General features: G+C 44.0%; 8 protein-coding genes. 3 read left to right on the forward strand and 5 right to left on the reverse strand.

The window, feature by feature from the left end; translation table 11 throughout:
* The first annotated feature begins 12 nt into the window (after window positions 1-12).
* Window positions 13-921, forward strand: coding sequence for a DMT family transporter (locus AB6D80_RS12430; RefSeq protein ID WP_135383617.1), 909 nt, complete (start codon window positions 13-15; stop codon window positions 919-921).
* Between the two features lie 63 nt (window positions 922-984).
* On the opposite strand, the gene AB6D80_RS12435 is transcribed toward AB6D80_RS12430, so the two are convergent.
* The 4 genes from AB6D80_RS12435 to deoD form a co-directional block, all read right to left on the reverse strand.
* Window positions 985-2,565 (reverse strand): GGDEF domain-containing protein, encoded by a 1,581-nt coding sequence (locus tag AB6D80_RS12435; protein WP_029225485.1) that lies wholly within the window; start codon window positions 2,563-2,565, stop codon window positions 985-987.
* Window positions 2,565-4,034, reverse strand: coding sequence for a hypothetical protein (locus AB6D80_RS12440; RefSeq protein WP_009845832.1), 1,470 nt, complete (start codon window positions 4,032-4,034; stop codon window positions 2,565-2,567). Before AB6D80_RS12440 ends, AB6D80_RS12435 begins: the two co-directional genes overlap by 1 nt.
* A 186-nt stretch (window positions 4,035-4,220) precedes the next feature.
* Complete coding sequence (locus AB6D80_RS12445; protein ID WP_029223173.1) at window positions 4,221-5,690, reverse strand: lactate dehydrogenase; 1,470 nt, start codon at window positions 5,688-5,690, stop codon at window positions 4,221-4,223.
* Window positions 5,691-5,770: 80 nt separating this feature from the next.
* A complete protein-coding gene (gene deoD / locus AB6D80_RS12450; protein WP_004732072.1) occupies window positions 5,771-6,481 on the reverse strand; it encodes a purine-nucleoside phosphorylase in 711 nt (236 codons plus the stop codon).
* A 346-nt stretch (window positions 6,482-6,827) separates the two neighbouring features.
* On the opposite strand from deoD, the gene AB6D80_RS12455 reads away from it, so the two are divergent.
* The gene (locus AB6D80_RS12455) at window positions 6,828-7,802 is read left to right on the forward strand and encodes a L,D-transpeptidase family protein (protein WP_372188646.1); all 975 of its coding nucleotides are present in this window, start codon (window positions 6,828-6,830) and stop codon (window positions 7,800-7,802) included.
* A gap of 175 nt (window positions 7,803-7,977) precedes the next feature.
* On the opposite strand, the gene AB6D80_RS12460 is transcribed toward AB6D80_RS12455, so the two are convergent.
* Window positions 7,978-8,244 (reverse strand): Lpp/OprI family alanine-zipper lipoprotein, encoded by a 267-nt coding sequence (locus AB6D80_RS12460; protein WP_009845829.1) that lies wholly within the window; start codon window positions 8,242-8,244, stop codon window positions 7,978-7,980.
* Window positions 8,245-8,603: 359 nt separating this feature from the next.
* Here AB6D80_RS12460 and AB6D80_RS12465 point away from each other — a divergent pair, with 359 nt between their 5' ends.
* Window positions 8,604-9,935, forward strand: coding sequence for a DEAD/DEAH box helicase (locus AB6D80_RS12465; RefSeq protein WP_009845828.1), 1,332 nt, complete (start codon window positions 8,604-8,606; stop codon window positions 9,933-9,935).
* Window positions 9,936-10,072: the final 137 nt, after the last annotated feature.

The raw sequence follows: 10,072 nt of genomic DNA on the forward strand, positions 1-10,072 counted from the left end.
GGATAAATGCGGATGTATATAGGTGAATTAGCGGCCATTGGCGCTGCGATGGTGTGGGCATGTGCGACATGGATCTATGGGCAATTTGGACATCGCTTCTCTGCGATGCAGTTGAACATTGTTAAGGGGGTTGTAGCCTCTGGCATGATGCTGTTGGTCATGCCGTTAATACCAATGCCTAAATTCGAACTGAGTGCTAACCATTTTGGGATCTTGGCGATCTCGGGAGTCATTGGTATCGCAGTTGGTGACAGTGCTTATTTTGCGGCATTAAAAAGAATTGGTGCCAATAAGACCTTGTTGCTGGAGTCTCTGGCTCCACCTCTTTCTGGTGTTTTGGCATTAATGTTTCTTGGCGCGGCACTCACTTTGCAAAGTTGGCTCGGTGTTGTGATAACAACCTTAGCGGTGACCTTTGTGGTCTTTCAGCCGTCGAAATCAGCGAATGGTAATGATATTTCTAATGACAAAGCACAGTGGGGTGGCATTGGATATGGGCTTATGGCAAGTGTTTGTCAGGCGTCGGGTGTGGTGATTTCCCACTACGCATTGGTGGCGGGTGACATTCCACCATTGTTAGGTGCTTTGATTCGCCTGACGATTGGCGTGTTTGCCGTAATGCTGATTATCCCTTTCGTTGAAAAGAAGCCGTACTCGTCGATAAAAAGAGATTTATGGGCAATGACCAAGCTCGATAAACTTTGGTTATTAGGGGCAATCTTTGTCGGGACGTTTCTCGCTCTATGGCTTCAGCAAGTGGCGTTGAAAAATGCTAACCCTGCGATTGCTCAAACATTAATAGCGACCAGCCCGGTCTTTATTTTGGTGATTTATGCGATTAGAGGAGAGAAGGTGTCAAAGCAAAGTATCATCGGGACACTTGCCGCATTAGGTGGAATCTCTTTGTTCTTTTATCAATAAGAGGCGGGCTTAGCTACAGACCTACAGACCTACAGACCTACAGACCTACAGACAGACGTGTTACTACTCTGTACACACTTGATTACGGCCGTTGGCTTTAGCTCGGTATAGGGCTTTGTCTGCACGATAGAAGGTACGCTGAGTATTTTCTCCATCGCGATGCAAAGTGATACCGATACTAACGGTTAAACCGCGCTCGCCGAGTATTTCATGCCACCCAAATTGGAAGATACGCTCTCGATAATTTTCAGAGTGCATTTCTGCTTTCGCAAGGTCAGTATTCTCAAGGATGACGAGGAACTCTTCTCCGCCAAACCTGACACATGACGCGCCTCTAAACTTAAAGTATGAACGCAGTTCTTGAGAAACGCTGACGATCGCTTTATCACCCACTAAGTGGCTCAGTTCATCATTGATTGACTTAAAGTGGTCGATATCGATAACCATTAATGCGAAAGGCGTTTCGTGTAGCAGTAGATCTTTCAGTTTCACATCTAACCAGCGACGGTTGTGTAACCCGGTCAGTGGATCGGTGAAAACATCTTGTTGTAGCTGAGCAACTGTATTTTTATGTTGCTCTGTTGTCTCTTTAAGCTCTTTGTTCTCTTGTTCGGAGAGAATGAGTTTAAGTTGTAATTCAAACCGAGATAGACGGCGCAGTTGGCTTGCACCGAGTTCGCTGATCGGGATCTGCTTCATCAGATCCGTTTCAATTCGGTAGCCTTTCTTCTCGTAGCTCAGCGCTTCTTCAAAACGACCTTGATTCAAACACACATCACTTAGAGAATCATAGAAGCGCTTCGCAAGCACAGGTGACGAGCCGGGCTTCACACGTTTGTGGGTGCTCGACAAGATCATACTTGCATAGTCTTGCTTTCCGGTCGCACTCAAGCAATGTGCTAACTCTAGACGAGTCATGGTCGCGAGCCAACTTGCTTGAGTACTGTTGGCTGGATATTGAATTTTTGACAGACAACGAAGCGCTTCATGGTGCTTTTTCTTAGCACGGAGCACTTTTGCTTGATACAACAGTATCTGAGCTGTGAGTAGCTTATCACTCACTAAAATGCTCAGTTCTTCGCATTCGTTCAGTAAGTCGCTGGCCGCCGTTATTCGGTTGAGCAGTAGCAGACTTGCTACCATATAAAGCTTGAATTTCAGACGAAGTGATCGACTGCTTATCGCGTGATCTATGCTATTGATTTTTTGGTAGTAGCGAAGAGCTCTGCTGTGGTCTCCGTAAGCGTCACACAGGTTCCCCATACCTAAGATAGCCATTACATATTCATCGATATGTCCGTGCTCAACGGCGATTGTCGATGAGCTGACGAATTCATTCAGTGCCGACGTGTAATCACCAATTTCAACCAAGCGATTACTTAAGCTGGTCTTTACAGTAAGAATATCTTCTATATCTGTAGGAAGGTGGAGTAGGTCGAGTGCCAGTTTTAATTCATCAATACTGGTTTGATTTTGTTGTAACTCGGCGCGGTACTCAGAGCTGATGATGTAACAGTGTGCTTGTTCTGTTTGTGTCGTCGAAACGTGTTGGCGAATATGATTCCAGAATATGATCGCCTCTTCACCCGATACCGATGAAGGATCTAGACCTGCATCTGTAATCTTGCTTAATAGGGTTTCCATCATTCTGTTACCTCAGCATCGTCTTCTTCTAGTTGTTCAAGAGTGAACGGGAACGTCAAAATATCGTTGAGGCTGACGGTCGGTCTCGAACCTTTTAATCCTTTTCTGTGCCATGGATAGATATCTAGCATGGTGGTCAGAGTTTTGAAGATCTGGTCAGCAGCTTCGTCTTTTTCGGAAAGCATAAGAGCCACACGTTCCGAACTTAGCCTTGCAATGAAGTCGTTCTGATTACACAAGGTATGTGCTATCTCGGTACAGACATCTAAGTAATCGGTATCGATGTGATGGAACATGATGATGCAGTGATTAGAGCGTTTAAGCTCCGTCTTAAATAGTACCAGTTTTTCCCACCAGAAGGTTTCGGAAACGACATAAGAGAGGTGCTTTTCCGGGTCGTGTTCGTGTTGACCTCGAATGCGGTTAATTAGCTTACGAGCTCTCTGTTCAAGCTGGCGTTTTGAACTGCGCGCTTTGTCTAAACCGACACGATTTGTTTGTTCTTTAAGCATGCCGGTAGAATATTGACGATACTTCTTAAAAGCGATCAATGCGGCTTCAAAATCTTGATTTTCTTCTGCGACTAAAGACTGTTGATAACAAATTTGGCTAAGCAGTTCGCCATTATCGAATTCGTTTGCTGACTCTTCTGCCAGCCTTAGCAACTCGGCGGCTTGTTCTGGCCTCTTTCTTAAGAGCTCCAGTCTAGCTCGACTGATGTAGGAATGCGCTTTCATCCATACAAGGTTGTGCTCTACTGCTAGCTTGTGCGCTTTGGCTGTGGCTCGTTCTGCATCATCCAAACGTTCAAGGCCAAGTAGGGCAAGGCCTCGAAAATCCCATACTTCAGCGTGCCAAGTATTATCTTTATATTCTTTTAGTGCTTCTTCTGCACCGTCGAGCACCGATAGCATTTCAACATAGTTGTTGAGCAGGTAGTAATCCCATGCGAGAAGTATTCTTGCTTTGCCTTCTAACCAACCAATGCGGCTGTTATTCGCTACTTTTACAGCGAGCTGGTGGGTAGAGCGTGCAAGTTTATATTCGTGAGTCATTCGCCAAATGTTGCCAAGGCCAATGAGGCATTCAATTTGAATCTCCACTTCATCAACCAGTGCAGATTGTTCTAATGCATTGATCCAGAACTGTTGGGCGGAGTAATACTTGGCTTGTCCCCAGAATTGGAGAGCGTGTAAGTGGAGAATTTCAGGGAGAAAATGATCGGTATCTAATCGGCTTTGGCGTTTGTAGGCTTCCTTGATGTATTTTAAACCTTTCTGGTAATCCATAAGGTTCCAACAACATCTCGCCATTAACATGAATGACTGGATAGCGCCCTCTTCAAACAGAACTTGCTCTGATCTGACTAGGCATTGTTGTGCAATCTCTAGGATCACCAATGGCTCAGAATCAACGCGAGTTTTGAGTTGTTCTAGTTCGGTTTCAAGAAGGTACTGATTTTTGTCCAAGGCTTAGATCCATAATTATCGAACATATTGATAACACAATCATTATAGGAGTGTGATTGATGATAAGCATCAATTATCTCTCGCTGAGCATAAAGGGGACACGTATCTTTTCCAATTCTGGGTGTTATCTCATGCTTTTGATTTGAAATCAATGAGTTCTAGAGCGCTTGTCTAGATGGTAAATTTCTATGAAAGCAATTGCTTAAGAGTTAATGGCTGCTCTGTCACACCTAAGCGTTGTGCTGCCGTCAACCCTTGCTTATCTTGGTAGCACAGATTGTGCCAAGATCTAAATATGTCGAGTAATGGAAGAATGCCCCCAGGACGAAGTTTACGTCTTGGCTCATTGATGAAGCTATCAAATAACAACTGAAAACGTTGTTGATAGAACTTTGTTTGCTGAATTGAAGCTGTATTAAACCACTGTTTTGGTTCTGGATTATTACCCGTTAGGTAGCAGATACCTTTTTGACTGTCACCTTGACTCGCGATAGCCCAACGATCGCGCCACCAACTCATATGAACGATGTCGATCTTTTCAAAATTTTGGTCATCTTGCCAACCTGAGTCTTCCTCTACATACATAAGGTCAACATTTTGACTCTGAATACGCGGCAAGCAAACGCTTAGAGCGGCAGATCTTAGTAATGGGTCTTGTGGCATATAGATCGTGACATGCTTATTCTCATCACACATATCAAGCACGTGTAGGAAGTGAGCATAGGAAGTATAAGGCGGTCGAATTAGCGCGCCCTTCGAAGGGTAACTGAATGTCGTGAGGTTCCCCATTGGATCCTCGACATTACCTCTCGCAAGAATCACTTGGTATTGCTGCTCAATGCGCTCTTTCAGTTTGTCAGACGGCTGAGGAAGTTCGAGATTCGCTTCTGAAGAGTGCTCTTTAGACACAAAGCGTGCAACGTCATCATAAGGGTTGTGATCAGCACTTCCAGATGGTTCTTCATTTTGAGAGTAATTTACGTGTTGGCAAAGGATGTAGCCAGAGTGTGCCTCGCCAGTCGCTATCCATACCACACCATTGTTGCTTTTCGGTTGCAGGCGTTGGTAGTGAGAAGCGAATTCGTAATCTTTAGCATGGTTGACCCAACGAGCATCGATCATCGCTAACTTGCGACGACAGCGACTGGCGATATGGTCAACATGATCATAGAAAGTCTTTGGATTGATCTCTAACTTTCTACAAATTTCACGTACTGAATACCCCATGAACAATAAGCCCATGAGGTTCTCTTGAAACTGAAGTTTTTTGTTGGATCCTGACCACTTATCAACGAAGGTTGATTGGCAGTCTTTGCATCTGTAACGCTGCCTATCGCCACTGTAGCCGAAGGCATGATAAAGATGTTTGTGGGTATGAACCGATAAGCCAAAGTTATCGCAATCATCATTACGACAAGCAGGGAGCCCGTCGCTGTGAAGTTGTCTTAGGCGATGAAGTTCGCTTAACACTTCACGATTGTTAAGTAAGGGGGGGAAAGCTCCACATTCACGACAAACCATCGCTGGACGCTTAGGGTTTGCGTGTTGCAAAACATACCGTTTTGCATCGCTCAAGCCAAAGTTGTCACACGCCAATGTTTTACAAAAGTTGAGTTGCAAACCATCCGCATCTTTTGGCAGCTTGTCGTTAGACACGATCTCCCCCTCGGGATTATTTGAGCAGCCAAGTGAGCTTGGCTGCGGGGTAACGCTTTTCAATGTATCTTATCAATTCGTTAGATGTTGATTGCAGTCTCTAGAGCAACTTTCATCATGTCGTTGAAAGATTTTTGACGATCTTCAGAGCTTAGTTTCTCACCACGGATGATGTGGTCAGATACTGTTAGGATAGTTAGAGCTTTAGCACCAAGATCCGCAGCAACACCGTAGATACCAGCTGCTTCCATATCAACACCAAGGATGCCTAGCTTTTCCATTTTTTCGAAAAGGTCAGCTTCTGGAGTGTAGAAAAGGTCTGCAGAGAATACGTTACCAACTTTAACTGGAACTTCTTGTGCACGTGCTTGGTTTACGGCTTCTTCTAGAAGACCGAAATCAGCGATTGCCGCGAAGTCATGGTTGTTGAAACGAATGCGGTTTACTTTTGAGTCAGTCGATGCACCCATACCGATAACAACGTCCATTAGTTTAACGTCATCACGTACCGCACCACAGCTACCTACGCGAATAACGTTCTTTACGCCGTACTCAGCAATTAGCTCATGTACATAGATGCAGCACGATGGAATACCCATACCGTGGCCCATTACAGAAACTTTCTTACCTTTGTAAGTGCCTGTGTAACCAAACATGTTGCGAACGTCACAAACTTGCTTCACGTCATCAAGGAATGTTTCTGCAATGTATTTTGCGCGAAGCGGGTCGCCTGGCATAAGTACAGTTTCTGCGAAATCACCAGCTTGAGCATTAATATGAGGTGTAGCCATGGTCGTTCTCCAAAGTTTTAACGGTAATTATAGGAACAGGGTTTTATTAATTACCGATTCTGTTGAATTGAATTCGTTTTGTTGAGGCAATATTAGCGAGTTAAAACGAGGCTCCGTGAGATGTTTGTCACAAATTTACTCTACCTTTAAAGTATTATTCATATAGATAACCAAATATGTTGAAAGTTTAGAGGCAATCGATTTTGTGTGGTTAAATTACGCTATGTCCAGAAGAAAAACGACAAATAAAGGCCTGTTGCATATCAGCTTGGAGCAACAATACGTTGTCGCGACGTTTGATCAGCGATAATCTAAACTTTGATTAAAAGACAAACCAAGGAATTGTATGTCGTATTGCGCTAACTCGACGCCTTTGCACTCAATGAGAACACAGATACGTAAGGTAGCTTTACCTCTAGTGAGGGTCACCTTGCTTGTGGCAGCGATGGCTTCGTCGTATGTGTCTGCGGCGACCTTTGTACTGCCTCCGGCTGAAAGCCGCATCGTCGGCAGAATACAACAACACGAAGTGGCTGCTGGCGAAACGTTGGCTATCATTGCTAAGCAATACGATATTGGTTTTCTCTCTTTAATGGCGGCAAACAAAGGCGTTGATCCTTTTCTTCCGGCTGAAGGTTATGTGTTAAGTATCCCTAGCCGTTTGATTCTGCCGGATACGCCGAGAAAAGGCATTGTGATTAACCTTGCCGAGTTAAGGTTGTACTTCTTTGAACCTGAGAAAAATCAGGTGCACGTATTTCCTGTTGGCATCGGTCGAGTGGGGCGAGATACCCCAGAGATGATCACTAAGATAAGCCAAAAAAGACCCAACCCGACTTGGACGCCTCCAAACTCAATTCGTAAAGAGTATCTAGAGAAAGGGATTGAGCTACCAAAAGTGGTTCCTGCTGGGCCGGAAAACCCTCTGGGCGAGTATGCATTACGACTTGCTTATGGTGCAGGTGATTATCTGATACACGGTACCAATAAAGACTTTGGGATAGGCTTGCGAGTCAGCTCCGGCTGTATCCGCATGGAACCTAAAGATATTGAGTGGCTTTTTGAGCAGGTTAGTCGTGGTGAGCAAGTCACAATAATCGATGAGCCTATCAAAGTGTCTTTAGAGCCAGATAGGAGCGTGTTTGTTGAAGCTCACGAACCATTGACGCGAAGCGACGGCTCTAAGAAATTATTGCAAATCCCCGTTGAATTAAAATGGTGGCTTGAAGATGCAGATCTACCAAATTCAAAAGCGAAAGCGGTGATATTTGCTCAAAATGGCGTGCCTGTTGAGATAGCACCACCTGTGATTGAGTTCTAATTTGATTGCCTCTTCTGTAATAAGGGGCGTTTATCTTTGTTTACTCGAATTAATGCCTTTTATTCGAATTAGTAACGCCCAAAAAAAGCACCACATCCGTTAAGAGGTGGTGCTGTCTATTTACTGCATTTTGCGACTGATTTAATCTACAGCTTAATCGCACTGAGCTCTCAAACTATTTAGTGTAAGACTCTGCGATGTTGTCGATACGGTCGTTAGCACGATCCGCTTCTTCTTTTGCTGCCATAGCGGCTGCAGCTGCTTCTTGAGCTTTCATTTCAGCTGCCGCTTTATCGCCTTTAAGTGCTTCAACTTCACTGGTTAGCTCAGCAACTTGGTTAGTCAATTGATCCATTTGTGACATTGCAGCTTCTTCTGGCTCAGAAGAACAACCAGCTAAAATGAAAACTGAGGCTGCAGCTGCGATTAACGTCTTATTCATAAGAACTCCTTACTTATTTATCATCAAAAGATGCGCTATACATTCTTTATCATATAGTCGCTTCATTAATGATTGTAGCGACTAATTTTTTAACTGCAAAAACAATAACTAGAGAAATTACTAAATTTTTGAGGTAATTAGCTGAGCGTCACGTTATGTCTCGTTTATGAGATGGAGGGGTGAGAGCCGGTTTTGATGTGTTTGGAGAGTTATTTCTTTGCGAGCAATGCATACAATGTTCTAGCAAACGAGAGATAAAGGGATAAATTTTCTGTGATCTCTATCCTTATAAAGTACTTTCGCGGTATCATGTCACGTTAAATTAATTTTATTCAATACCATCATGACTGGAGAGTCCTTTGCACTTTAAAGATTTAGGCTTAGATAACCGCTTACTGAAGAACTTAAAACATTACGACTTCAAGAAGGCGACAGAGATCCAATCAAAAGCGATCCCTGTTGCTATTGCTGGTAAGGATCTATTGGCTTCATCAAAAACGGGATCAGGAAAAACATTGGCGTTTGTGTTGCCAATGATTCATAAAGCATTAAAAACAAAAGCGTTTTCTGCTAAAGATCCTCGTGGTGTAATTTTGGCTCCTACTCGTGAGCTAGCAAAACAAGTTTATGGCGAGCTGCGTAGCATGCTTGGTGGTCTGTCTTACGAAGCGACACTTATTTTGGGTGGTGAAAACTTTAACGACCAAGTTAAGGCTTTGCGTAAGTACCCTCGCTTTATTGTTGCGACTCCAGGCCGCCTTGCGGATCACCTTGAGCACCGCTCACTGTTTTTAGATGGTGTTGAAACGCTGATCCTTGATGAAGCTGACCGTATGCTAGATTTAGGTTTCGCACCTGAATTGCGTCGTATCGCGAACGCAGCTAAACACCGTCGCCGTCAAACGTTGATGTTCTCTGCGACACTTGATCACGCGGAAGTGAACGACATTGCAAATGAAATGCTAGATTCGCCTAAACGCATCTCAGTGGGTGTTTCTAACGAACAGCACCTTGATATCACTCAGAAGTTTTACCTATGTGACCATCTAGATCATAAAGAAGCAATTCTGGATCGTGTTATTGAAGAAGCTGAATACCGTCAGGTGATGATCTTCACGGCAACTCGTGCTGATACTGATCGCCTAACCGAGAAGTTAAACGAGAAGAAGCTTAAAGCGGTGGCATTGAGCGGTAACCTAAACCAAACGCAACGTAATGCAATCATGAGCCAGTTCGAGCGTGCGGTTTACAAGATCTTGGTAACAACAGACGTTGCTTCACGTGGTATCGATATTCCAAACGTAAGCCATGTTATTAACTTTGACATGCCTAAGCATACAGAAGAGTACGTGCACCGCGTTGGTCGTACTGGTCGTGCGGGTAACAAAGGTGATGCAATCTCTTTGGTTGGTCCAAAGGATTGGGATAGCTTCAAGCGTGTTGAGCTTTACCTTCAACAAGATCTTACCTTCTCTGTACTTGAAGGACTAAAAGGTAAGTTCAAAGGTATTAAGCCGCGTAAACCTGCTTTTGCTAAAGGCGGGCCTGCGAAGAAGAAAACCAATACTCAAGCTAAGAAGACGCCGAAGAAACCGGTTAAGCGCGATAAGAGCTTCCACAAGAATGTGGCAGTGGGTGATACAGTATTTATCCCTAAGAAGAAAGTTGCGCCAAAAACTGACGACGAGTAATCAACTCGTGTGAGCTAAAAGATGATGTTTATAAAAACAGATCTTTATACAAGCTAGCGTAAACAAAAACCGCCTATGAAGGGCTAATGCCGTTCACTTAAGAGTGAACGGCATTTTTGTTCTTAGCATACCGTTGT

Source organism: Vibrio sp. 10N.247.310.17 (assembly GCF_041466605.1).
Classification (GTDB): domain Bacteria; phylum Pseudomonadota; class Gammaproteobacteria; order Enterobacterales; family Vibrionaceae; genus Vibrio; species Vibrio tasmaniensis_A.

Excerpts from the sequence above, each read along its gene's own strand:
- AB6D80_RS12455 (WP_372188646.1), top strand. The coding sequence starts at position 6,828 with ATGTCGTATTGCGCTAACTCGACGCCTTTGCACTCAATGAGAACACAG.
- AB6D80_RS12460 (WP_009845829.1), bottom strand. The coding sequence starts at position 8,244 with ATGAATAAGACGTTAATCGCAGCTGCAGCCTCAGTTTTCATTTTAGCT.
- deoD (WP_004732072.1), bottom strand. The coding sequence starts at position 6,481 with ATGGCTACACCTCATATTAATGCTCAAGCTGGTGATTTCGCAGAAACT.
- AB6D80_RS12430 (WP_135383617.1), top strand. The coding sequence starts at position 13 with ATGTATATAGGTGAATTAGCGGCCATTGGCGCTGCGATGGTGTGGGCA.
- AB6D80_RS12435 (WP_029225485.1), bottom strand. The coding sequence starts at position 2,565 with ATGGAAACCCTATTAAGCAAGATTACAGATGCAGGTCTAGATCCTTCA.